Annotated in this window: 24 protein-coding genes; 4 read left to right on the plus strand and 20 right to left on the minus strand. The window is 44.9% G+C overall.

Features of this window, described 5'->3' with window-relative positions; translation table 11 throughout:
- Positions 1–132: 132 nt before the first annotated feature.
- The 10 genes from AC58U0_RS04645 to AC58U0_RS04690 all read right to left on the minus strand — a co-directional run bounded on the left by AC58U0_RS04645 (position 133) and on the right by AC58U0_RS04690 (position 11,370).
- Entirely contained in the window at positions 133–645 is a 513-nt protein-coding gene (locus tag AC58U0_RS04645) for an acyl-CoA thioesterase (RefSeq protein WP_497377869.1), read from the minus strand.
- 107 nt (positions 646–752) lie between these two features.
- Positions 753–2,393 carry a serine/threonine protein kinase gene (locus AC58U0_RS04650; RefSeq protein ID WP_497377870.1) on the minus strand — a complete coding sequence of 547 codons (1,641 nt, stop codon included), beginning with the start codon at positions 2,391–2,393 and terminating at the stop codon, positions 753–755.
- An 86-nt stretch (positions 2,394–2,479) separates the two neighbouring features.
- A complete protein-coding gene (locus AC58U0_RS04655) occupies positions 2,480–3,517 on the minus strand; it encodes an SAM-dependent methyltransferase (protein WP_497377871.1) in 1,038 nt (345 codons plus the stop codon).
- Between the two features lie 23 nt (positions 3,518–3,540).
- The gene (locus tag AC58U0_RS04660) at positions 3,541–4,314 is read right to left on the minus strand and encodes an ABC transporter ATP-binding protein (RefSeq protein WP_057302372.1); all 774 of its coding nucleotides are present in this window, start codon (positions 4,312–4,314) and stop codon (positions 3,541–3,543) included.
- A 21-nt stretch (positions 4,315–4,335) separates the two neighbouring features.
- Positions 4,336–4,689 carry a cyclic-phosphate processing receiver domain-containing protein gene (locus AC58U0_RS04665; RefSeq protein ID WP_063860249.1) on the minus strand — a complete coding sequence of 118 codons (354 nt, stop codon included), beginning with the start codon at positions 4,687–4,689 and terminating at the stop codon, positions 4,336–4,338.
- A gap of 42 nt (positions 4,690–4,731) precedes the next feature.
- A complete protein-coding gene (locus tag AC58U0_RS04670) occupies positions 4,732–5,559 on the minus strand; it encodes a deoxyribonuclease IV (RefSeq protein WP_497378245.1) in 828 nt (275 codons plus the stop codon).
- A gap of 15 nt (positions 5,560–5,574) precedes the next feature.
- The gene (locus tag AC58U0_RS04675) at positions 5,575–6,384 is read right to left on the minus strand and encodes an Fpg/Nei family DNA glycosylase (RefSeq protein ID WP_497377872.1); all 810 of its coding nucleotides are present in this window, start codon (positions 6,382–6,384) and stop codon (positions 5,575–5,577) included.
- 869 nt (positions 6,385–7,253) lie between these two features.
- On the minus strand, positions 7,254–8,810 hold the full coding sequence (locus AC58U0_RS04680; RefSeq protein ID WP_497377873.1) for a ribonuclease H-like domain-containing protein: 1,557 nt from the start codon (positions 8,808–8,810) through the stop codon (positions 7,254–7,256).
- Positions 8,807–11,095 carry a DEAD/DEAH box helicase gene (locus AC58U0_RS04685; RefSeq protein WP_497377874.1) on the minus strand — a complete coding sequence of 763 codons (2,289 nt, stop codon included), beginning with the start codon at positions 11,093–11,095 and terminating at the stop codon, positions 8,807–8,809. Before AC58U0_RS04685 ends, AC58U0_RS04680 begins: the two co-directional genes overlap by 4 nt.
- Positions 11,096–11,154: 59 nt before the next feature.
- Complete coding sequence (locus tag AC58U0_RS04690) at positions 11,155–11,370, minus strand: hypothetical protein (protein WP_063860253.1); 216 nt, start codon at positions 11,368–11,370, stop codon at positions 11,155–11,157.
- 155 nt (positions 11,371–11,525) lie between these two features.
- Between AC58U0_RS04690 and AC58U0_RS04695 the strand changes: the two genes are divergently transcribed.
- The gene (locus AC58U0_RS04695) at positions 11,526–12,128 is read left to right on the plus strand and encodes a nitroreductase family protein (RefSeq protein WP_497377876.1); all 603 of its coding nucleotides are present in this window, start codon (positions 11,526–11,528) and stop codon (positions 12,126–12,128) included.
- 98 nt (positions 12,129–12,226) lie between these two features.
- Here AC58U0_RS04695 and AC58U0_RS04700 read toward each other — a convergent pair whose 3' ends face one another.
- The 3 genes from AC58U0_RS04700 to AC58U0_RS04710 are packed head-to-tail and all read right to left on the minus strand — an operon-like array spanning position 12,227 to position 15,032.
- Positions 12,227–13,222 carry a metal-dependent hydrolase gene (locus AC58U0_RS04700; RefSeq protein ID WP_497377877.1) on the minus strand — a complete coding sequence of 332 codons (996 nt, stop codon included), beginning with the start codon at positions 13,220–13,222 and terminating at the stop codon, positions 12,227–12,229.
- A 35-nt stretch (positions 13,223–13,257) separates the two neighbouring features.
- Positions 13,258–14,241: a lysophospholipid acyltransferase family protein gene (locus AC58U0_RS04705; protein WP_497377878.1), complete on the minus strand. Its 984-nt coding sequence runs from the start codon at positions 14,239–14,241 to the stop codon at positions 13,258–13,260.
- 20 nt (positions 14,242–14,261) lie between these two features.
- Positions 14,262–15,032: a GNAT family N-acetyltransferase gene (locus AC58U0_RS04710; RefSeq protein WP_497377879.1), complete on the minus strand. Its 771-nt coding sequence runs from the start codon at positions 15,030–15,032 to the stop codon at positions 14,262–14,264.
- Between the two features lie 198 nt (positions 15,033–15,230).
- Here AC58U0_RS04710 and AC58U0_RS04715 point away from each other — a divergent pair, with 198 nt between their 5' ends.
- Positions 15,231–15,944 (plus strand): class I SAM-dependent methyltransferase, encoded by a 714-nt coding sequence (locus tag AC58U0_RS04715; protein ID WP_497377880.1) that lies wholly within the window; start codon positions 15,231–15,233, stop codon positions 15,942–15,944.
- A gap of 111 nt (positions 15,945–16,055) precedes the next feature.
- On the opposite strand, the gene AC58U0_RS04720 is transcribed toward AC58U0_RS04715, so the two are convergent.
- Entirely contained in the window at positions 16,056–16,745 is a 690-nt protein-coding gene (locus tag AC58U0_RS04720; RefSeq protein WP_057302363.1) for an LrgB family protein, read from the minus strand.
- The gene (locus AC58U0_RS04725) at positions 16,735–17,085 is read right to left on the minus strand and encodes a CidA/LrgA family protein (protein ID WP_057302362.1); all 351 of its coding nucleotides are present in this window, start codon (positions 17,083–17,085) and stop codon (positions 16,735–16,737) included. Before AC58U0_RS04725 ends, AC58U0_RS04720 begins: the two co-directional genes overlap by 11 nt.
- Before the next feature lie 280 nt (positions 17,086–17,365).
- On the opposite strand from AC58U0_RS04725, the gene tlp reads away from it, so the two are divergent.
- Positions 17,366–17,581 carry a small acid-soluble spore protein Tlp gene (gene tlp, locus AC58U0_RS04730; RefSeq protein ID WP_057302361.1) on the plus strand — a complete coding sequence of 72 codons (216 nt, stop codon included), beginning with the start codon at positions 17,366–17,368 and terminating at the stop codon, positions 17,579–17,581.
- Positions 17,582–17,628: 47 nt separating this feature from the next.
- On the opposite strand, the gene rnz is transcribed toward tlp, so the two are convergent.
- Together rnz and metH are read right to left on the minus strand one after the other, a co-directional pair.
- Positions 17,629–18,558, minus strand: coding sequence for a ribonuclease Z (rnz, locus tag AC58U0_RS04735; RefSeq protein WP_497377881.1), 930 nt, complete (start codon positions 18,556–18,558; stop codon positions 17,629–17,631).
- A gap of 105 nt (positions 18,559–18,663) precedes the next feature.
- Complete coding sequence (gene metH / locus AC58U0_RS04740) at positions 18,664–22,101, minus strand: methionine synthase (RefSeq protein ID WP_497377882.1); 3,438 nt, start codon at positions 22,099–22,101, stop codon at positions 18,664–18,666.
- A 254-nt stretch (positions 22,102–22,355) separates the two neighbouring features.
- Between metH and AC58U0_RS04745 the strand changes: the two genes are divergently transcribed.
- Positions 22,356–22,898, plus strand: coding sequence for a 1,2-dihydroxy-3-keto-5-methylthiopentene dioxygenase (locus tag AC58U0_RS04745; RefSeq protein ID WP_497377883.1), 543 nt, complete (start codon positions 22,356–22,358; stop codon positions 22,896–22,898).
- 78 nt (positions 22,899–22,976) lie between these two features.
- Here AC58U0_RS04745 and AC58U0_RS04750 read toward each other — a convergent pair whose 3' ends face one another.
- The 3 genes from AC58U0_RS04750 to AC58U0_RS04760 form a co-directional block, all read right to left on the minus strand.
- Positions 22,977–23,768 carry an HAD family hydrolase gene (locus AC58U0_RS04750; RefSeq protein ID WP_497378246.1) on the minus strand — a complete coding sequence of 264 codons (792 nt, stop codon included), beginning with the start codon at positions 23,766–23,768 and terminating at the stop codon, positions 22,977–22,979.
- Positions 23,769–23,811: 43 nt separating this feature from the next.
- On the minus strand, positions 23,812–23,994 hold the full coding sequence (locus tag AC58U0_RS04755) for a DUF896 domain-containing protein (RefSeq protein ID WP_497377884.1): 183 nt from the start codon (positions 23,992–23,994) through the stop codon (positions 23,812–23,814).
- 143 nt (positions 23,995–24,137) lie between these two features.
- Complete coding sequence (locus AC58U0_RS04760) at positions 24,138–24,545, minus strand: LysM peptidoglycan-binding domain-containing protein (RefSeq protein WP_497377885.1); 408 nt, start codon at positions 24,543–24,545, stop codon at positions 24,138–24,140.
- Between the last annotated feature and the right edge of the window lie 74 nt (positions 24,546–24,619).

Below are 24,619 nucleotides of genomic sequence, written 5' to 3' on the forward strand. Positions count from 1 at the left end.
TTCGCGATTCGGAGAAAACAAAAAAAGCACGCGCCGATTGAGGAGATATGATCTCCACGATCAGCGGTGCTTCCGCTTGTCCGATTTAATTTATCCAAATTGTACCACATTCTACCGGAAAATCAATCCCTTTTATTCCCAAGGGTATTTCATCGTGAAGAAGCTCGCCAGCTTCTTACTTTCAACTCTTCGTAAACGTCTCATTTCTGCTCGGTGTGGCGCCGATTCATGCAGCTTCTTCTCTTCTTCCGTTTCTGGAACCACATCTGGAACTTCAACCGGAACTTTATTGTCATCGAGTGCTACGAATGTCAGGAAAGAGGTTGCGGCAATTTTTCTTGCCCCAGTTTTCAAATCTTCGGTTACGACTTTGACGAAGACCTCCATCGAGCTTTTGCCAGTCCATGTCACGAATGACTCCAAGCAAACCGAGTCTGACGTATGTATGGGCGACAAAAAGTCAACAGAATCCGTTGAGGCTGTCACAACAGACCTCCGGCAATGTTTATGTGCCGCAATCGATGCAATATCATCAATATAGGACATCAATTTTCCACCAAACAGCGTGTTGTGGTTATTTACATCCGTAGGAAAAATTCGTGACGTCTTAAAGCATCTGGATTCTCTAGCATATCTTTGTTCCATATGTATGGCCCCCTCTATCTGCATCTAAATGAAATATGACTCATCATAACACAATTATGGTCGTTTGGTTATAACTTGAGAATCAATTTACAAATTTATTAAAGGGGTTAACTAGGTTTTTTGAATCGTGAGAATAACGATTTACTCCCCTTCAAACTGTTTTTTTTAACCGTATCTGTCGGCAGAATTTCTCTAAGTAAAGGGGTCAGAGCATCTTTCAACTTCTCCAAAACCTCGGTCTGATCTTGAATACATTCCCCTTTCCAAACAGCACGCATGACTTCAGTACGCGGAATTTCAGGTAAGGTGCATAACGGTGCGGCTGGCAGCGAATCTACCCATTCACTCCGCAAAAGTCCCGGCATCGTGCCGTTCGCCACAAAATGCACCTTTTTACCACGCTTCTGATACCTATCAAATTGATTGAAATGCGCTCGTGAACTTGGGCGATTACACTTTCCAGGAGAGGCGTCTACAACTACAATGATCTCATCCGCACTATGACAAAGTTCTTGAACAGAAGGATCCTCCCAATGCGTGGATACGTCCCAAATGACGATTGGCTTTTTTATCGTATGTAGAAGTTTGAAGGAATCCTCAGGATGCCATGTGCTTTGAAACCCTTCAGGATGAAGAGGTACCCATGTCGTAAAACCGTTGATCCATGATGAAATCGCTGCTGACGTTTGTTCACTAATGAGATTAGACGCGAATGTGTAATCCTTAGGGGCCTTGTTATCGCCGTAAAGGAGCATATACAAATCAGGTTCAATTGTTGGCTGCTCAACAAGTGCGTTCGGAATGTGCATAGCGTGAAGAATTCTTGCCAATGTAATTGCCATGAATGTTGCACCTACACCAGCAAATAAACCGCCAATAACAATTAATTTATCTGGTGTTGAAGGGATGATTGGTGTGTGTTGAGTCAACGTTTCTGGGGTCATAGTTGATTCGGAATAGATGGAACGAAGTCTCATTTTTACTTCCATGGCAGATTGACATCTTTTTTGCGGGTGCTCTTGCAGGAGTAATCGCACGGTGGAGGTTAAAGCTTCAGGTAAATCTGGACGTATCAGTTCCAACGATTTTTGGGTTATATACGCATACTGGCCGCCTGATAATAAATAATACAGCATAGCGCCGAGTGTAAATAAATCAGATCGCGCATCCGTTTGTAAGCCTAGGAATTGTTCGGGAGCAGCAAAGCCAATCGTACCCATTTGGATGGTGTCGGATGGTTTACCGTTTTTGAAGTGTCGGGCAACGCCAAAATCGATTAATCGGACTTGGTTCTGCTCATTTAACATCACATTGGAAGGCTTGAGATCGCGGTAAATAATCGGACGAGGCTGAAACGTGTGCAAATAGTGAAGTAAATCGCACAGCTGAAAGGCCATATGAATAATTTTCGCAACGGGTAACTCGCGACCCTTTTCTTCGAATAAATCTTGTAAGGTTGGCCCTTGAATATAATCCATAACCAAGAAGCCTTTTCCATCTTCAGTTGTAAAATAATCAACTAACTGCGGCAGCTGCGGGTGTTGGAGCCTAGCGAGCATTTCCGCTTCTTCTAGAAAGAATGTCATATCATCGGCTTCAAAAGGCAAACATTCTTTCACTGCCCATTTCTTCCCTTTCAGCTTCAAATCTTCTGCTAAATAAACGTGACTCATACCACCTTGACCGAGCAAGGCTTCAATTCGATATCTTCCCCCAATACATGTTCCGATCCAACTTTGTTTATTCATCAATAAATAAATGGCCCCCTTATCAGGTAAGATTTACCTTGATTATAAGAGGGCCTTCTTTAAAAATCTACATTTTTTTCCACATTCTACGTCTTTTGCAAATAAAGTGTCAATTCTTCCCGATTGTGAAACAATTGCTTGGCTTTAAGCAGGAAGAGAGACGGCTCCAAAATCTTCAAAACATCACGAACCGTTTGAAACGGTTTTTTATGCATGAGTTTGACCGTAATGATTGCCGTTCCCCCACTTTGTAAGGAATAGAGTAAATCAGCGACTAAACGACCCATTTGACGTGGGTCCCAGCTCATATCGCAGACGAGCAAATCAAACTCATTTTCCCTCAGCTTTACTTCACCCGCATTTTTCTTAAGAATCGTGAGAAGTCGGTTGCCTTGAAGTCTGGGACTCATGGAAGCAGGGTCAATAGCCGTAACACGCAAGCCGCGCTCCAAAAGTAACGATGTCCATCCACCAGGGGCCGCACCAATATCTAGTGCCGTACGAGCGACGCCGAAATCAATACCGAATCGCTGTTCCGCTTCCAAAAGCTTGAATTTAGCACGCGAGATTTGATCCTCTTCCTTCATGAACCGGATCGCACCGCCTGACCAATCTGACAAATTGTCGGCAGGCTTAGATAGCCCCACGAATAACTTCTTAGCGCTAATATACACGGAAATGATTTGATCCGCATATCGAACTACGGGTTCAGCCTGAATCTCCGAAACCAATATTTCATCTAAAGCTGCCTTGACGGTGAAAGGCGCGTAAGGTACATCCGCCCGCTCTTCTTTGCGCACTTGGGTGGCTATTTTCTCGCCTGAACCAATAAGCCCTGAAGAAATGGCATCTCTTAGCCAAGCCTTGAGATGTTCGATATCCGCATCCGTACGGCTCAAGTCCCAGTCTTGACTCACAGGCTGAACATGCCTAAGAAACATAGGCTCCTGCTCTTTAAGCGTTGTGATCATATCATCTGTACCCTCGGGCACTTCGAATATAAACACCTCTGTCGGCACCAACAAAGTAAACTTAGTTAAGGGAAATAACTTACGAATTTCATCTTGTGCATATTGAGCGAACCCGTGATTCGAGGTACCAATGTATGTCGTTAAGTGTGTCATAGCCGCATCCTTTATGTAATCTACTATCTTGATTCAATAACCTTAATCCATGGACGTTCTTGGAACCATTCCAACGTGATTTCGATCCCAAAAGCTCGATGAATATGTTCCGGAGTCAGTACCTCTTCTTTGCGCCCTGCAGCAATGATTTCACCTTGTTCAATGATAGCAACATGTGTAAATAAAGGGATTATTTCTTCGATATGATGCGTCACATATACGACCGTAATGTTTTGCTTGCTGAGGTCATTGACATCTGTTAGAAAACGTTCTCTCTCGTATAAATCTAGACCAGCCGCTGGTTCGTCCATAATGAGAATGGAAGGCTTCATCATCAGCGATCTGGCAAGCATGACTTTTTTACGTTCTCCTTGCGAAAGACTTCCTAAAGGCTGATGAGCCAAATGAGGAATGCGAACACGCTCCAACATGACTAGAGCACGATCTTTCACCTCTTGGGGTATTTCCTGATAAAACCGTAAATAGGCATATTCACCCGTAGCGACAACCTCGAGGACAGGGTCACTCAGATTCAATTTTTCGAATAAAGACTGTGAAATATAGCCGATTTTTTTGCGAACTTCCCTCACATCACATTGACCATATCGATTGCCCAGCACGTCTACCGTTCCCCGACTCGGGAACTCGTATCCATTCATCATTTCAAGCAATGTTGTCTTACCTGAACCATTACGGCCTAACAATACCCAGTGTTCACCTGGCTGAATGTGTACATTCACATCCTGTAAAATATGACGTTCTTCTCTAATAAAATGAATACCGGATAAATGGATCATTTGCGGTCGATTCCTTTCTGACTACGGCTCACTCTTATAAGTCCCTTGTGCAATCTGCATGAGCAAATCGTCAGGAATTCGGTGAGGGTATAGACTCATCCCTTCGGGTTTGGCCGTGTAGAGCGTTTGATACATGGCCGTGCAAGCCGAGGGACTGGAAGTATGAATATAAATTGTTTTGGGAAATTTACGCTGTTGCGTCAACCAAATGACGACGTCCATGCCAGTCTCCATCGTAGACCAACCCAAATCATGATCTAACGACAAAATATCAACATCAAATTCCTGGAGAAGTAAAATGCATTCTTTGACATCTTTGGCTAAAGTAAATCCTTGGGGACAAGGGCGCAAGTCATCTAAGTATACATGAATCATGATCGGATTTCCTTTCCTATTCATGATGGAATGAATGAAGGACTAGTAAACCAAAGATTTCACCAGTGCAATTTCCTGAGCATGTGTACCGTCACTACCTGAACCTGTTTCAAGAACGATAGGAATTTGCTTCAAAAAGGAAGAGCTTAGCATCTGCTGTAAATTCTCTCGGCCAATATAACCAGCCCCAATATTTGCATGGCGGTCTCGGCGTGAACCATATGGATGGACTGAGTCATTCAAATGAACGGCCTTCAGATGCGGAAAATAGTCAAGCTGTCTCCCCTTGGTCTCAAGCTCTAACCAATTATGCCCCTGCCATAAACCACTTGCAAATGCATGACACGTATCCAAGCAAAATCCAATCTTCTCTGGAGCTTCACTTAGTTTGCGCACTTGAACCATTTCTTCCATGGTTAGCCCCAGCTGAGCACCTTCCCCAGCTTGATTCTCAAGCAAAATCAAAGAAGAACCCTCATATCCTTGAGCAGCACTATTCAAACATTGTATTATATTTTTATAGCCTTGTAACGGGTCTTTTCCAATATATTTTCCAAAGTGCACCACTAATCCTACCGAACCGCAGGCATCCGTAATTTCCAACCCATTCCTCAAAAGCTTTATCATATGATCGCGTTCAGCCTCATCAGCCGCAGGGTTCAGAGGATATGGCGCGTGCCCAATTGATAAAATGCCGTGTTCCAGGCAAAATTGCGCACATGCGCTTGTATCTCTTTGATTAACCAACTTGGTAGAAAGACTGCGCGGATTCATGGGAAAGTATTGAAACGCATTTGCCCCTATAGACAGAGCGGTTTTGGCCGCACCCAAATAGCCGCCACGCGTACTAACATGAGCGCCAATAAACATCATGAATCAGCCCTTTCACGCTTGACAATTAGCACAATAGAAGCATTTGCGACTCGAAACTTCTGTCTTGATTAGTGGATGTCCACAGCGCAAACAAGGCTCCCCTTCTCGATCATATACACGACACATAGCATCGAACTGCCCCGTCAAACGGTCACCAACAAACAGAGGCTCGTCTATATATCCCCCGAATTGAATAGCTTCGAGAAGAACCGAGCGCATGGCTTGAAATAAGCGATTCTGCTCTTCTTCTGTCAGTGAGGACAGTTTACGAAGAGGGAGAATGCCCGCATAAAAGCATATCTCATCGGAATAGCAGTTCCCAATACCTGAGAGAAACGATTGGTCAACAAAGGATAATTTCAAGTTGCTTTTCTTACTTTTCAACACCCTTTGGAATTGTGTAAAAGTAAAACTGGATTCCAGTGGCTCAGGCCCAAGCTTGCCTAATAGCAGATCAACCTCAGGCAGTGTATGCATGTGCAAATATCCTAACCGCAATCCGATGAAATATAAGTGCTTCGTTCCAAAATGGATCACAACTTGCGTTGTCCGATCTGGCTTCTCTTCCTCCGTGCCATAGAACATCCAACCACCAAGCATTAAATGCAATAACAAAACTTCACCTGATACCAAATGAAACAGCAAATGCTTAGCTCTGCGATCTATCCGTACAATACGGTTCCCGGTTAGCGTACGAATGAAACTATCCGGCTCCACATTCAATGATTTCGGACGCATAACTTCCGACCCTGTGATTGGCGCACCTTGGATCAACCGCGTCAACTGCTGGCGATATGTTTCCATCTCTGGTAGTTCGGGCATGGCACACTCTCTTTGCCTTTTCTTCCTTGTATAGCCAAATGACTGGGAAAGTAAACGGAACTACCTAACACAACTTCTGGATGGTTCTGGAGAGTTCTTAGTGCTCTATGTGCTTCTATGTGCTCGTTAGTGTTTATTAGCTCTAGTACTCACAGTGCTTTATAATGCTCCTTAATGCTTTTTAGTGTTCTTGGTGCTCTTGGTGCTCTTGGTGCTCTTGGTGCTCTTGGTGCTCTTGGTGCTTCTTAGTTTTTCTTAGTGCTCCTTGGTGCTTCTTAGTTTTTCTTAGTGCTCCTTGGTGCTACTTAGTGCTTCTTAATGCTTCTTAGTTCTTCTTATTGCTCCTTAGCTACTTCTTAGCTCTTCTTAGTGCATCTTGGTGCTTCTTAAGCTTTTTAGTGCTTCTTAGTGATTCTTGGTGCTTCTTAATGCTTATTAGTGTTTATTGGTGCTTCTTAGTGCTTCTAGTGCTTCTAGTGCTTCTAGTGCTTCTAGTGCTTCTAGTGCTTCTTAGTGTTTCTTGGTGCTCCCCTGATTCTCTTTTAACAAACGAGATAATCTCTTCGTCTTGAAATTCAAAAATAAGAGCCCCTAGAGACTCTTGTTTCAACCATAAAGGTATTAAAATGACTAATAGCAATCTTTAGAGACTTCTATTACTATGAAATGTTAGCAAAAATGGTGAAAATGATTAAATTAGGAGCCTCTAGGAGCTTCTATTTCTTGATTCATTGATGAAAAATGAAATTTAGCAGTCTCTAGAAGCTCTTATCTAATATGTTAAAATGTATAGAATTAACATAGTAACGGACCAGTCTCCACGAAAATGGGCTACTCTCAAGGATTCTGAGGAATGGCGTACATCCGCATTAAATTAGCCCTTCACTGACGTAAATCGGCTTTATTTTGCGAGTCTTACTTTTCTCCTTCGATGTATTCTTACCCTTCACAACAGGAGATGTCATTTCAAACGAATGACTTTCGGTTTTCCTCAACTTTCCTTTCAATCGACGGATACGTTTCTCCAGTGCTTCCTCGACTTCGTTTTGACGTTTATCCCCACGGTGAAGCGAACGCCGACGCCAAAGCTTCGCCCAAGCCTCCTCAGCGAAAAATATCGCCTGAGCAAAGTTCTTCTCTCGATGTTCGTAATACATCGCTAGCTCCAAATAAGGCTCCAAATGAAGCGCAATGCTCGCGTTTTTGATGGCAATCCATCGCTTCCATAGTTCAACCGCTCGATGATATTCACCATTCTTCTTGTAAAAGGCAGCTAATAGAAGAATGGCAGATTCTTGATCAGCTGGTTCAGCTGATCTTGGATCATTCATTAACCTAGCAAATAATTCATCGAAATAATTCTCAGCTAATACAGTTCGACCCATTTTGTCTAGCCATATACCTGTTCGGAACAATTCTTCGAGTTCGAGCTCGGGATCAAGTTCGAGTTCGGATTCTTGTTCTTGTTCTTGTTCTTGTTCTTGTTCTTGTTCTTGTTCTTGTTCTTGTTCTTGGCCGAATCCAAGACCGGGATCAGTTTCAATCTCTTGCTCTCCATTCGACGGCAATCCCTTCATTTGCTCCTGTTCAAAACGGTATGAACCCGGTATTCTTCCTTTAACTTCACTACCCCCACTCAACAGTTTGCCGAAATGTATGGCAAGTGCAGCTAAAGTAACGATATCGTGTTCATTATGAACGAATACACCTTCAAGTACGGATGGATTTTTTTCCGCCAGATATTGAAAATATAAAGCGGGTGCCATTGATCCTGGTACATCGTCTACTCGTTCAAAGCCAAGGCGGCTCTCTTCAACTTTGCTAAGTCGACAAGATGGCAGTGTGTTTCGCCACAGGCTTCGCGAAGGGTAAAGGAGATCAAGCTGCAGCAGTTTTGCATCGTCCAATGTGAGTCGATTAAGAACATAGCGATTCTTAAGAATAGGCCAATCGAATGTACGGCCATTGTAGGAAATAATATGCGTAAAGCGTGCGAACAGTACTTGCAAATAAAGAAGCATAGCATGCTCTTCCGCTGGATTGCGAATCAAAAGCTGTTCTACCGTGAACAGCTCACCGGTATAAAAGCCGATGCCGACCATGAACGGCACGTTACCTGCACCGACGCCGAGTCCGGTCGTTTCGGTGTCGAAGAAGAGCAGCTCTTCGACCCGGACGACGGCGTCACGTTCGTGAAAGCAGGACAGCTGCTGCGCAACATCGGCCAGCTCCCGCAGCCGATACTTGCCGTGCACGCTGTCCGCGCCGTACACACGACGCCGCATGACGAACGAGCCCGCCGGGCTCGTTTCTACATGGGCGCCGAGCTGCGCCCACTCGCCGTCTGCCGCAGGCAAGGTCGGCGGTGTCGCCTGAGCCGCCGAAGGTCCCCGTAGGCGGCCGAGTCTCTCGCGGAGCCCGCTCATCGGGCACCGCCTTCGAGCTGCGCAAGCAGCTCCAGGGCCAGCTTCTTGCCGAGCAGGCCGACTTCTTCGATCGGCCCAACGCAGGCCGGGCAGCCGCTGATGCAGCCGCAGCGCTCAATCAGGCTGCGCGCCTGATCCATGAGCTGACCGTGTACATCGTACAGCCGGTCACTTAGACCTACACCGCCTGGGTAGCGGTCGTAGAAAAACACCGTCGGCAGTTTGTTATGCACCGCACGCACCTGCGGAACGACCCGAATGTCCATCGGATCGCACATCAAGTACAGAGGAGCCAGATGCGATAGGACGTTCGCGATGCCGAGCAGCGCATGCTGCATATCATTGGTCGAACGCCCCGCCGACATCTCCTCGTCGAACGTAAACCAATAAGAGCTCGTATGCAGCTCTTCTTCAGGCAACCGAATAGGACCGGAACCTATGTTCTCATGCGTTCTCAAACGAATTTTCTTGAATATCGTTGGCTGAGCATTCACTGTGACCTCACCCAATTGGCGCAGCAGCCCTCCTACACGACCCTCTCGATTCACATGCAGCACCTTGAGCTGCACAGCCATACTTGCATCGGTAAAATAGTCCACATTCACTTGCCGAACATAGGCTTTCTTCTCTTCATAATCCAACTTCTCCACTTGGAATTGGACGCCTTCATGGATATAAATAGCCTCTTCGTGAATGAGAGTTGGCGCACTGAAACGATCACATTCACCAATGACTCTATTTGCATTCGTCATATCAATAATAATGAAATTCTCTTGCGCTGCAGAGCGCAAAGAAATGTTGTGAGCTGGAAAAGACTGCTCCATCCAGTACCAACGATCATTCACCTGATGAAGCACTTGCTCCTCCGTCAAATATTCGAGGACATCGGTGAGAGATTCATCACCGAACTTCTCATTCGCTTCAAAGGGCAGCTCATAAGCCGCACACTTCACATGATCTACGAGAATGATCAGATTGTCAGGATGAATGCGTGCTTGCTCTGGCGGCCGCTCAAAGAAATACCTCGGGTTCTGGATCAAGTACTGATCCAGCGGATTACTGCTCGCGACGAGTATCGTCAGCGAGGTCTCCTGCCGTCGTCCGGCACGCCCGGACTGCTGCCAAGTGCTGGCTATCGTGCCCGGATAGCCATTTAGCACGCACGCTTGCAGCTGGCCAATGTCGATGCCCAGCTCCAGCGCGTTCGTGCTGACAACGCCGCGTATTTCCCCGCTGCGTAAGCCTCTTTCGATCTCCCGGCGAAGCTTCGGGAGATACCCGCCACGGTAGCCGCGGATCGATTTGCTGCCCAGTTCGTGAGTCACGAGCTCCTGCAGATAGGTCAGCAAAATCTCCACGCGCACGCGGCTCCGAGCAAAAACAATCGTCTGGATCCCGCTCCGCAGCAGCGTTCCCGCTAGCTTGCGCGTCTCCAAGACGGAGCTTTTACGAATCCCCAGCTGCTGGTTCACCACTGGCGGATTATAGAATACAAAGTGCTTCTCGCCTGCCGGCGCTCCGTTATTGTCTATCAGCGTCACGCTTTCGCCAATAAGTCGCTCCGCATGCTCCTTCGGATTATCGATCGTCGCCGATGCGCAAATAAATTGCGGGTTTGAGCCGTAGAAGCGACAAATTCGCTTCAACCTGCGAATCACATTTGCGACATGACTGCCGAAAACCCCACGATACGAATGCACCTCGTCAATAACGATATAATTCAAGTTCTCAAAAAGCTTTACCCACTTCGTATGATGGGGAAGAATGGCGGAATGAAGCATATCCGGATTCGTGACAACAATATGTCCAGCATTACGAATGGCCTGTCTCACCGTCGGCGGCGTGTCTCCATCATAGGTATGCGTCTTAATATCGACCTCCATGAAGTCGACCATTTCCTGGAGCTCCGCGACTTGATCCTGCGCTAGCGCTTTCGTTGGGAATAAATATAGTGCACGAGACGCATCGTTCTCGAGTATTTTCTGTAAAACTGGAAGATTGTAACAAAGAGTCTTGCCTGAAGCCGTTGGTGTCACAGTGACCACATGGTGACCTGCTGTCACCTGACGGAACGACTCCGCTTGGTGTGTATATAGCCGCTGAATGTTTTTATGTTGAAGTGCAGCACGAATACCCTCATGCAAACCATCTGGAAATTCAGCCAGCTTGGGATCGCGTGGGGGTATGGTGTGCCAATATGTTACCTGTGACATGATTTCTGGTGCTTTGCGCAACCAATCAATCATTTCTATCATGGAAGAAACCTTACCAGTTAAAGGATTCATGAGTCGAATCTCCTTACCATTATCGTTTCTTCTATTTTACAGAATATACGTTCGTATGTCTACATGAGATCGGATGAATCATCATAATCATACCGAATTCCTTCGTGTTCTATAGTTGCCAGCTGAGCATTGACGGTGAGAGCCTGCTCCACATTCTCTTGCATTTTGAGCAAAACCTCATGATAATCTCTTGAACGATGCTCTTCCCTATCATGTTTCATCGCTGTTCTTAGCGCTCTTTCAATTATAATAACATCATGACTAGTAAAATTCACGGTTTCTCGCACCTCTTCTTGGTCCTTCATTTCATAACAACTAGTTTTTCCATAATCATGAAAAACCATACAGTTCAAGGGAATTTTCAGAAACTCGTAATCCGCATTGAAATCAGGTAATATTAGGAAGATTACAAAATAAGGAGGAATTCATAGTGACAACTTCTTTACCTGCTGAAGTCGAATCCAATCGTCAACCTGACCACGAAATCAATCCTCAATTCCTAACACGTTGGTCGCCACGTTCCTTTACCGATCAAGAAGTGACTGAAGATGTTCTCCTAAGTCTATTTGAAGCCGCTAGGTGGGCACCATCAGGAAGCAACCTGCAGCCATGGCGCTTCATTATTGCCCGTACACCCGAACAAAGAGCCAAATTTCACAACTTCATTATGCCGGGCAACCGAGAATGGTGCGAAAAAGCTCCCGTCCTCACTCTCGTCATTTCACATACCAAAACGCCAAAAGGCGGCGATAACCCAAGTCACGCGTTCGATGCTGGTACTGCTTGGGGCTACCTCGCTTTAGAAGCCAACAATCAAGGTCTAGTCACTCACGCTATGGGCGGATTCGACCGGAATCAAGCCCGTGAAGCCCTTCAAATCCCTGAAGAGTATGATATTCATGCCGTGATTGCGATTGGTTACCGCGGCCCCGTCAACGCACTTGATGAGAAGTTCCAAGAACGTGAAATCCCATCAGGAAGACGTGAGTTAAGCGAGCTTTTATTTAGCGGAGAATTTGGACAGACACTTTAAAATTGTAAAAAAGAACACCTCAATTCACGATTTAATCGTGAATTGAGGTGTTCTTTTTGTATATGAATATATAACTGTTTCAATTCATTTCTAATCTATCAAACATACGGCGGGTCCCAAGCCTTCTTATCCCAACCGAGCGTATCACTAACCACGTTCATGTCCCGGTCCAGCAGCACATTGACACCGAAAGGCAGCTTGCGTTTGTGCCAGAAGCGCACATCACGCCACTGCACTTCATAACCGTCGTTCTTCTCTTTCCAACACACGTGAATCCGTTGCGCGAAGTGCAAGAAGGCGCGAACGCCATCCGTAGCCATAGTAGCCTGAACAATAGGATGCGATTCGTTCTGATTGTAATCAGCTTTGCTGTACTCCTCTTGAATCAATACGCGACCATGTCGGATCTCTCCTAGATAGAAGCATGTGTCACCCTCAAGAACGAATTGCCATTGAAACCAGCTTAGGCTCGGAATGAGATGACAGATGCCATCTGCGAGGTTCAATTCACTTTTTACTAGCTTAACGAATCGATTGCGCTGCGAGGCTCTTATAGCAATATAGAGAAAGGTTGCCGCATAGATCAAAGCGAACATCTCTCCGATATGGCTGCCGCCACTTCCATGCCAAACGAACAACCATAGCAGGACACCAAGGCCATGAAGACCAAATAAGAAGGGTTCATAGAGACAGAGAGTGTCGAGATGGAACCATTTCTGAGAAAACGGACGGAAGCACTGGACGCCATACACATTGAACATATCCAGAAATACGTGGAACACAACAGCTGCAAATGTCCATAGATACAAGCTAATCAGATGCTCCCATACACCAAACATGGCAGCGAGGGGCAGACTTAGAAGGATGGGCCAAATGAACAAAGCCGGCAACGAATGTGTGATCCCTCGATGAACGCGAACATAGTTCGCATATCCTCTCAGACGTGCAATGGTATCAAAATCAGGGGCATGCGAACCTATGAGTGTTCCTGCAAGTATGGCATGGGCCAGCGCAGGCTCCTGAGCAACGGCCGGTTCCAAACATGCCAATCCCGCTAATGTGACGCCGAACAATAAGTGGCTTCCTGTGTCCATGTGTCGATCACCAATCCTTTTGGTCGTTGTGTGAGTCATCCTGCTGCTTCCGTAGTTAAATCTATACTTCCGATCACATCGTCCCTTGTAGTAACGGCTGTTGCTGACGAGACCCTCTCCCACCGTTCATGAACATTAAACCAATAAAACCACGCCGAAGGCTGCTCACGGATAACCCGCTCCATGAACGCATTCAAAAGTAAGTTTGCCTCTGCACGTTCTGAACGTCCTGAACGCTCAAATTGTTCGTGTAAATGAATAGGTGATCCAAAAACTAACCGATGTTTAAACCCTTTGAGACGATACCCATAGAACGGCACAACTGGCACATGATGCTCAAGCGCTAACATGGCTGCACCTTCAGGTGTACGAGTTAGTCGGCCAAATAACCTGGATAAAGGAAATGTCGGTCTCCAGAAGTCGCCGAGGATGAAAATGACCCCGCCGCTCTGCACATGCTTTTTCAATGTACGATATAGCTCCAATGGGGGGACATTATCGTAATCTAAGCCGTTACAGCCCATAGCGGCAAACTTCATATACAGAGGTTTAAGTTCGGGACTTCCCGCTGAAGCCACCGTTAAGCAATCGAATTTCTGAGTCAAATACCAATAATAATTGAAGAAATTGCCAACATGCGGTGCATAGACAATGAATCCCTTACCCTTCGCTTGACGCTGTGCTTCTTGTAGATATTCCTCACCTTGCACGTCAAAGTGACTTGCATAAAGCTTTTTCAACCGAACAGAAAGGAAGAGAATTTCATATAGCGTATACACGACATTTTGAACATAATGCTTGGAGATAGCCTTTAATGAACTCTTAGGCATTGCACCTAGCAAGTCTATTAAATTGTGTTCCACTCGCTTTAGAAACCCATTTTGGAATACCCGATAAAGCGCAAACGCCAACATAGTACAAGCAACTGACATCATCCACATGGGAAAAACGCGGAGCACTCTCTCGATGCGATGCAGCCTACATTCATTCAATGTCAGCTTGGCAATCCATTCATACAAGGTAAGTCCTCCTTACCTACTTAAGTAGTCAGAAAATGGCGTTTATAACGACGTGTAACCCGGTCTTTTTGTAAAATAATAAAGAAATCAACGGTCTCGAATAGCTCATCATATGCCGGGTCTCCGCCAATCTCTGCTCCGAGCCATTGATAGCCTTTCATCAGAGGCGGAAGTTTTCGGAATAGCTCTTTCTCATTGCAATCGACTTCTATTTGAGTAAGGCCAGGGATTCGATGCGTGGCAAGCGGTTCAATGCCGAATCGGTCCGTTATCACCTGCTTTTGGCGCAGCATCGAGTAGATCAAATTTAGCTCCTCCAAATTGCCCACATGCACACTCGCACAACCAATTAAATGCGTATAATTTCGCTCACTAATATAACCAGCAATTCCTTCCCAAAGGAGTTGAATCGCTTTGCCACCCCGATATTCGGGAGCAATACAGCTCCGTCCAAGCTCCAGCGTTTGGCTTTTCAAATCTGAATAGGCAGTAAGATCAAATTCAGTTTCGGAATAAAATCCGATCCCATTCAATGCTCGATCCCCAGGCAGCAACCGATAAGTACCAATGACCTGCTCGGTTTCGATATCTTTCACAATGAGATGATCACAGTAAGCATCGTAGACGTCTTTCTCAAGCCCTTGCTCATTCAGCATCTTCATGTTCTTCTCTTCCTCGACGAAAACTTGATACCTAAGTCGCATAGCCTGCTCAATCTCTTGTGCGCTGCTTGCAAGCCTAACAGACAGCTTGGCATGCTGGGGCGCCGTATTCAGAAGTGGTCCACTCATCTTCCTCACGCCTTTCAACTGGAGTCTAATAACTCAAGATTAGCAGAGAATTATTAAGTGTTCGTTTTCGTGTTATTAAGAATTTGTAATATTTCGTGAATTTCGCACTAAAAACGTCATCATCATTGTTTAGACATCGATAACTTGAGGTATATAAACGTATACAAACCTTTCTATTACAAAAGTGGAGGTATCCTGATGAACACAGCCCGTTTACAACGAATTCGTGAAGAAGAAAAGCAATATCATGAAGATTGCTTCGAGCAGCATCGCCTTTATACCAAGGGGTCGTGGCTGGACAAACCCATTCCGCTGATCATGGAACTCGTTAAGCAGATTGATCATGACCACCCGCTTTCCATACTGGACTTGGGCTGCGGGGTAGGGCGTAATAGTATTCCTCTCGCGCAATGGCTCAAGTCATCTTTAGGCCATATTCATGGTGTAGATTTGCTTGATATGGCTTTAGAGAAACTGCATACTTATAGCAAGGAGTTTAGCGTAGAGCATCTGATCAGTACTGAACAAGCAGATATTAGTACGTATGAGATCCCGCCAAATAGCTACGATTATATCGTTGCTGCCTCTAGCCTGGAGCACGTGAAATCCGACACAGCTTTCAAACAAGTACTCCGAAGGATGGCCGCGGGCACCAAGCCAGGTGGCATTAACTTTATTATGATGAATACGAATATTGAAGAATTCAACCGTCAAACTGGCAGAAAGCGTGAAACGCTCATCGAAGTTGTCATGCCGAAAGAGAATGCCCTGACAATCCTTCAATCAAATTACGAGGGCTGGGAACAGCTTCATCTCTCGGATACGCCGATGCGTCTGGATATTTCAAGACATGACGTTCCTGTTATTCTCAAGGCAGATAGTCTTACGTATGTGGTGAAATTACCTAATTAACGTAGGATGATTCCCTGCAGACTATCATTCTTCTTTCAGCATTTTCCATATTTGGGATGCAAAAAAGAACAGAGCTCTTATTGCGAGCTCTGCTCTTCAACATACACGGCACTATTTTAACCACATGTAAATGGGTATAAATAAAATCGAAGTCATAATCCCACAAATCCCCATGGATAATCCAGCAAATCCACCCTGTTGTTCAGAATCCTTGAATACTCTGGCTGTTCCAATGCCATGTGCCGCTGTTCCAATTGCAATGCCGATCGAGATATCATCTCTAATTCGAAACCAACTCAAGATTCGAGTACCAAACATACTGCCCAGCAGCCCAGTTAAAGTGGTTAATACCGCTGTTAATTCAGGAATCGCGCCTAAATGCGCGGCTATTTCAATGGAGATGGCCGAGCTTACTGATTTGGGAAGCATACTTAGGATAATGGACTGACTTCCTCCCAATAACCCCACAATGGCTGCACTAGCTGCAATACCCGTAATTGAACCCGCTAAAACACTTATCAAGACACGCGCCATATTTCTACGTATCAATTCTCTATATTTGTAAAGAGGTACGCCTAACGCAACTGTTGCAGGCCCTAATAAAAGCGTTAGCACGTCAGCCCCTCGTTTAAAGTCCTCATAAGGAATACGCAAACTTACTAGTACAATGATAATGAAACCCGTACAACTAAACAGAGGATGCATAAACCGCCATCTTTGGTACAACAAATTGGCTAACGCATAGCTGATCACACTTAGAGAAAGACCAAACAATGGATGCTGCAGTATGCTATTCGCCATGTTCGGCACTCTCCTGCCCTAGCTTTGACGATACCCAACCTGTTACTACAAGAACAGCCACCGTTGCACCGACAGTCCCTCCGCAAATAGCAAGCCAATTAGCTCCAATGATCGGAATAAATGCTAGAACGCCAACCGTAAAAGGGATAAAAAAGAGCATCATATGCCTCGTCAACAGTGAAGCCGCTTCTTCCACCCAAGTTAGCTTTACGAGCTTAGTAAACAACGCCGCGGTAAAAAGAATGAGCCCGATCACGTTGCCGGGTAGCGGCAGGTGCAGGCTCAACTGAATCACATAACCTAAGAAATTAAAGCCTAGTAATATAGCAAAACCGAGCATAAATATTCTCCATTTCAGCTGCGAGCAGCACTATCCTGAGTCTCTGTAATAATTTCGTATTTCCCTAAACATAACACAAAAAATCGAGGACATAAAAATAGAAAGCAGCACTTCGGCAAGTGAAATTTCCATATGATCACCTCGGTTAACGTGGGATTATGTTTATTGTATGAAGGAAATCCGGGAAATTGACTTCTTAAACAGTGAATAATCTTATTGACCTTGTGGAATCGTATAACAGGATGTCAATCTATCGCCTCAAAGGGAGGGAAGAAATACTATGGCAAAGCCAGATAATCGCGAAGATAATCCAGCCCGTTTGCAGAACGCCATCGATCATACGATAGCCAATCTGCACGAAGCTGAGGACTACTTGGATGAACATGCTGATGAAATAACTGCCGAGGAAAAACAAAGCATCGAATCCAAGAATGAACGCCGCAAAGAAAGCATCAGCGGCTTCATCGAAGAGAAAAAAGACGAATCGAACAGATAAGAAAAGCGAGAAGCCACTTCCAAAAATCGGGGGGTGGCTTTTCTTTATTACCCTTTACGCGATACTTCAAAGCTCCAGAAATCCTTAGCTATGTAGCTATTGCTGTGAATCTTCTGAGCCTCTTGCAAAAGCTCCATTACGGCATCACCCTGATATCGCGAGCTAATATGTGTCATGATCAGCGCATTCGCTCCCGCTTCCTGAGCAGTTCTTGCCGCATCAATTGAAGTGGCATGATCAAACGAATACGCAAGCTCCTGCTTATCCATGGCGAATGTAGCCTCGTGCACAAGCACATCAGCGCCTCGTGCCAAGTGCTGAGCTCCGCTGCAGTAGCGCGTGTCACCAAGTATAACGACAATGCGTCCGGGTATCGGCGCACCTAGAAAATCAGTCCCATGAAGCGTACGACCATCCTCCAGCTGGACGGATTGGCCTTGCTTCAATTTACCATAAAGCGGACCTGCCGGGATGCCGAGTTCCATTAGTTTTTCCTGCATAAGCTTGCCAGGTTGATCCTTCTCTACGATCCTGTAACCGAAGCATTCGATACGATGCTCTAATCGTGCCGTCTCGACTTGGAAGCTTTCATCTTCGAAAATCAAACCTTCTTCCTCGATTTCCACAATCTGAAGCGTATACGTTAAATGAGCCCCGCTAACGGAGAGAGCCGTCTCAACAAAACTCTTAAGACCCCGCGGTCCATATAGCGTAAGAGGTGTTTCCCCTCCTAAATAGGAACGACTCGTTAACAAACCAGGAAGACCGTACAAATGATCCCCATGTAGATGCGTGATGAAAAGCATCTCCGTTCGTCCCAATTTCACTGGAGAGTTCAGAATCTGCTGTTGCGTCCCTTCCCCGCAGTCGAACAGCCAGTAGGTTCCGCGTTCATCCAGCAGGTTTAAAGCGATTGAGGTGACATTTCGTTGTTTGGAAGGCATACCCGCCCCCGTGCCCAAAAAATATAAGTCCACGATCTAAACTCCATTCTATCTAAAATCACAATGCCAAAATGTAAAGCGAGGACGCCGACGAACCATGTAGTTCGCACAAGCTGCCTCGCTTTATACATAAACTTTCTATCCTACGTTGAAGTAACGAGCTTCCTTATGGGCAAATACGATCGCAGAAACCGATGCTTCCGGCTCCATCATGAACGACTCCGTTAGCTCTACGCCAATATCCTCTGGCTTCAGCAAGTTGAATAACTTCGCTTGGTCCTCGAGATTCGGACATGCCGGGTAACCGAAAGAGAACCTTTGTCCGACATATTTGGCCCCAAATCTCTCCTGCATGGTCATATCTACACGATCGGCTATCCCCCATACATCGCGCATGATGTGATGAATCCGCTCGGCAAAGCCTTCAGCCATTTCCAGTGCTGTAGCCTGAAGGGCATGGGATTTCAAATAATCCCCTTTATCCCGCCATTCTTTAGCCAATTCATTAATATCATGCCCCGCCGTAACAAGTAAGAAACCAACGTAATCCATTTGCCCGCTTTCTACTGACTTCAGGTAGTCGGATAAGCAAAGATAAGGCTCTTTATCTTGACGCGGGAATGTGAAGGTTTCAAGCACTTTACTGTGATCCTGCGGGTCATACACGATGACATCGTTACCGCTGGATTGTGCTGGGAAGAAACGGTACATCCCGTGGGCTTTGATAATCCCATTATGCTGTGCAGCATATAGAATTGAATCCACTGTATCCTTCAATTGAAGGGCTTTCGTATCTTTGTCGCTAAGCAGCTGCTCTACTTTACCTTTCAAACCAAGATGATGACCAAGCAGCATCTGCATGTTGACATAAGGCATTAGATGGCTTATCGGGTAATCCCTCATAATATGGCGTTCTGTATCCTGCGGCACTTGCACAGGAAGATCCTTGGATACAGCAGACGAACTCACACGTGTGAGCTGTGGCAGTTTCTCTTCCTTCTTACCGGTATCCATCACATCAGATTCCAAGCTCTCTCTTAGCTCCTGAATGAGACGTTGGCGTTGTTCAGGGTCACTCAGTCTGTTTGCAATATCCAGCCCATCCATCGCGTCCTTTGCATAAAGAACAACACCTTCATATTCAGGCTGAATACGTGTTTTGGTAAATTTACGTGTTAGAGCAGCACCGCCAACCAGAATCGGTACATCCACACCTGCTGTACGTAAATCTTGGGCCGTGATAACCATTTGCTGAGCCGATTTCACAAGCAATCCAGATAAACCAATCGCGTCCGGAAGCTCCCTTCGATAGGCTTCAATGATTTGCTCCGGCGGTACTTTAATCCCAAGATTAATGATCTTATAACCATTGTTCGATAGGATAATTTCGACCAGATTTTTACCGATATCATGTACATCACCTTTGACGGTTGCTAGAATAATTTTCCCCTTAACCGCTGTTTCGGATTTCTCCATGAATGGTTCCAAGTAATTAACTGAAGCCTTCATGACTTCCGCACTTTGTAAAACCTCAGCCACAATCAGTTCATTCCCATTAAAAAGGCGTCCAACTTCCTCCATCCCCTTCATGAGCGGCCCATTGATGACTTCAAGCGGCGAATAAGTCTGTAAAGCAATTTCCAAATCAGGGATCAGCCCTTCCTTGGTCCCTTCCACGACATAAGAGCCAAGTCTTTCTTCTAGAGTCAGATTCGAAATCTTCTCTTTCTTTTCCACTTTTTTCTCACGGAAATGAGCAACAAATTGTGCCAGTGTCTCATCATTCGTATTGTAAATAAGTTCTTCAGCTAATTGACGCTCTGTATCCGGGATGGAAGCATAACGCTCCAATTTTTCTGTATTCACAATGGCATAATCTAGGCCTGCCTTCGTACAATGGTACAGATATACGGAATTCAGCACTTCACGCCCAGCATCCGGTAAACCGAAGGAGATATTACTTAATCCTAGAATTGTTTTGGCTTTAGGAAACTTTTCTTTAATCAGCTTGATGCCCTCAATCGTCTCTACGGCGGAACCGATGTACTGCGGATCTCCGGAGCCTACTGGGAACATATTGGGATCAAATATAATATCCTCAGGATTCATGCCATACTTCTGTGTCAAAAGCTCGTAAGACCGCGTCGCCACTTCGATCTTCGCTTCTCGCGAAACAGCCTGGCCTCGTTCATCAATGAGAATACAAACAACCGCAGCCCCATAACGTTTGATTAAAGGTAAAATTCCTTCGAACTTCGTTTCGCCATCCTCCAAGTTAATGGAGTTAATGATCGCCTTACCTTGTGAGTACTTAAGTCCTAGCTCAATGATATGGTCATATGTCGAGTCAATCATTAACGGAACTTTGACTTTCTTCACAACCTGTTGCATGAACTCTTCAACGGCATAAGCTTCGTCAATGTCTGTATCCTGCAGATTAATATCAATAACGTGAGCGCCGTTCTTAACTTGATTACGCGCAATCTCAGAGCCCTCTTCAAACTTCCCTTCTTTAATCAGGCGTTTGAATTTTCGGGAACCTGAAATATTGGTCCGTTCGCCAACCATGATCGGACGATTTTCTGGCTCGATAAATAACGTTTCAATCCCGGAGACAGCAGGTAAATGCGAACCATATTGCGTTCTTGGCTTATACTGAGAAAGTGTCTCCGCCATTGCACGAATGTGATCCGGCGTTGTCCCACAGCACCCACCGGCAATATTGAGCCAGCCTTGCTCTGCAAATCCGGCCATCTTTTTAGCCAAAGATTCAGGAGACTCGTGGTAATGTCCGTTCTCATCCGGCAAACCGGCATTCGGATAACAACTAATTGCTGTTTCAGCAATATCAGACAATGTTCGGATATGATCCCTCATAAATTCAGGTCCTGTAGCACAGTTCAAACCCATTGAAATAGGCTTCAAATGTTCTAAAGAAATATAGAAGGATTCAATATTTTGACCTGCTAATGTTGTGCCCATCGGCTCAATCGTACCCGAGATCATTATTGGAAGTTCAACACCCAATGTTTCATAAGCTCTGCGAATTCCGATACTGCCTGCTTTTACATTCAGAGTATCTTGAGAAGTTTCCAATAGTAGTGCATCCACGCCCGCTTCAACCAGAGCTAATGCTTGCTCATAATAACTCTCCTCTAGCTGAGCGAATGTGACTCCACCGGTTACCGACAACGTTTTGGTTGTTGGACCCATGGCTCCGATAACATAACGAGGCCACTCCGGTGTCGAATATTTATTCGCTGCTTCGATAGCCAGTTTGGCTGCCGCAAGATTTAATTCACGATGACGATCTTGCAAATCATACTCCGCTAGTACCACGCTCGTGGTCCCGAATGTATTTGTTTCTATCATATCAGCGCCAGCGGCGAAGTAAGCTTCATGAATTTTGCGAATAACATCTGGCCGTGTAACGCAAAGAATTTCATTACAACCGTCCAGATCATCGCTCCCGAAATCTTCAGCTGTTAAGTTCTCTTGCTGAATCATTGTACCCATGGCACCATCTAGGATCATGATTTTCTTTTTAAGCTGCTCTTGTATTGGTGTTTTGGTCATTGCATGACTCCCTTTCAACTTATCCTAAAGCAATTGAGAATAAAAAAAACGACAAATTATGTTATGCTTTAGTGTAACAGAATCCGGCTTCTATGAAAAGAATTTGAATTATCACAATTACCTATAGGTTTTATCGGAAATACTTATGTTCAACCATCGACAGCTAACTGTATTTCCACTATAATTCAAAGGAGAGACTTTGATCGTAAGTCAAAGATCCCTATATTATATTTACTCAGAAAGAGGGATGCAGCTTGGCACAAATTAGAATTCGCAATACGAATGAACGTATTGAAGGCGAAGAGCAGGTCAAAGCCTTCTTGGATAGTCAAAATGTTGTATATGAACACTGGGATGCTAACAAGCTTCCGGTAGCACTACGTGAGAAATTCATTCTAAGTGATGAAGAGAAAGCTGAAATTATTAGTACTTATGAAGAAGAAATTCGTGATTTGGCTGCTAGACGCGGTTATGAAATTTGGGATGTAATCGCGCTTTCCGATTCAACGCCTAACATCGAAGAGCTTCTGAAGAAATTCGAACAAATACACACACATACGGAAGATGAAATTCGTGCAATCGTTTCTGGACGAGGAATTTTCATTATCAAATCCGAAAGCGAAGTTGGCTATTTTGATGTTGAACTTGAACCAGGCGATGTGATCTCAGTTCCTGAGAACACGAACCATTTCTTCACACTTATGGATAATCGTGAAATCGTTGCCGTTCGTCTCTTCATCGAAAAAGATGGCTGGGTGGCTTATAACATTGATGATCCAGAATTTAGCAAAGCCTAATTCTATTATATGAAACAAAAACCCAACAGCGCTGGACTTAACCTCCTATGCAGCCGTTGGGTTTTTATTTATTCTGTGTTATCCGTTAGCAATAACCGGCAAAATATCTTGAAGACGGGAAACCTCATATACAGGAACGATCTCATCTCCACTTTGAAGCCCATGGTGATTAATCCAAATATTGCGCATACCTACGCTGCTAGAACCAAGGATATCGGTTGTCAATTTATCTCCGATCATGATTCCTTCCTCAGCTTCTATCCCAAGTAGTCCCAGAGCATGGTTAAAAATCGATGTCGCTGGCTTACCTACGCCAAATTCACCCGAGATCACAATATGATCAAAGTATGGTGCGATATTTGGGACACCTGCTAATTTTTCCTTTTGCAGATCTGGCGAGCCATTCGTTAATAACAGTAATTGATAGCTGCCTTTCAAAGCGTCCAATACTCGAAACGTTTCCTCATATACGTAAGGACGGCGTCGGCGTTCTGCTGGAAATAGTTCTCCAAGCTTATACCCGAGCTCACGATCCTCTATCCCCAACGCCGCAAGCCCTCTTGTCCAAGACTCCGTACGATATCCTGGCGCTAGTTTCTCAAGCTTACGAAAATTCTCATTCTCACCTTGTGTGAAATTAGCCCATAAGCCTTCAAAGGGATTAATCCCAATCATCTTCGTAAACGCAAAGGTTTCAAAAGATTCATATAAAGAACGCGCTTCCTTGCGAACAGAGGCTTCCAATTCCGCGGGATTCACCGCAACGTGCTTTGCAGCTTCAGCACATGTCGCTTCGAATGCTTCCTGCACACTGCGATCATCCCACAGAAGCGTGTCATCTAAATCAAAAAGCACAGCTTTCAACGTCATCATTCATTTCCCCTTTTGAATGTTGTATCTATATGAGCAGCGATTACTCTTCGTCCGTAAACTTGATGGAATCAAGTTGAACTTTAAGATTGCCGCGGAATGCTTCAATATATTTCTTTCTGAGTTCGTTGCGTTCATCGATTTCCGCATCTGTTAAGCCAACAGTTTTCGCTTTACGAGCAAGCTCATTAATACGTTCGATATTCTCTTCCATGTTGTCACTCATAATGATCCTCCCAGTCAAAAATTCAATATGAGTACTACTTTGCCATCCCTATTAAGGAATGTCAAGAGACAACAAAAAGAGGCATAGGAACATGTGTCCAAGCCTCATCATATTTAGAGTCTATTAAAAATAGCAGAGTGAATTTAAGGAAGCAATAAAACCTGTCCTTCTTTCAAGGAGCTGGTGGATAAATGATTGATTGTCTTTAATTTATGTGTGTAGGAACGAACGTTCTCATCGCTTTTTTTATGTGTGGAAGCAATATCCCAGAGTGTGTCTCCACGTTGAATAACGACTTGATCTTGTACGACAGCTTTCGGAGTGATGTTAATAGGTGTCATGGAAACTGCGGTCTTTGCAGTTGCAGCCCCATCCCCTGCATAGGCTTGAACCATAGCACCAAATGAAAACACAGTACCAAGAATAACTGCTAATAAAATGAAGCGAACAATTGCTTTTGTATAACTAGAATGAAATGTCATCCCTTTGGATGTGCTAGCAGATCTATGAGGTGCGTTTGTTGTGTTAGTGTTTGTATAAGCCATATACATGAATAATCATCTCCCAAACATTTGTTCTGGTATTAGAATAACACGAACACATGTTTGAGTCAACCCTTTCTCTC

It is taken from the genome of Paenibacillus sp. J31P190, assembly GCF_059692075.1.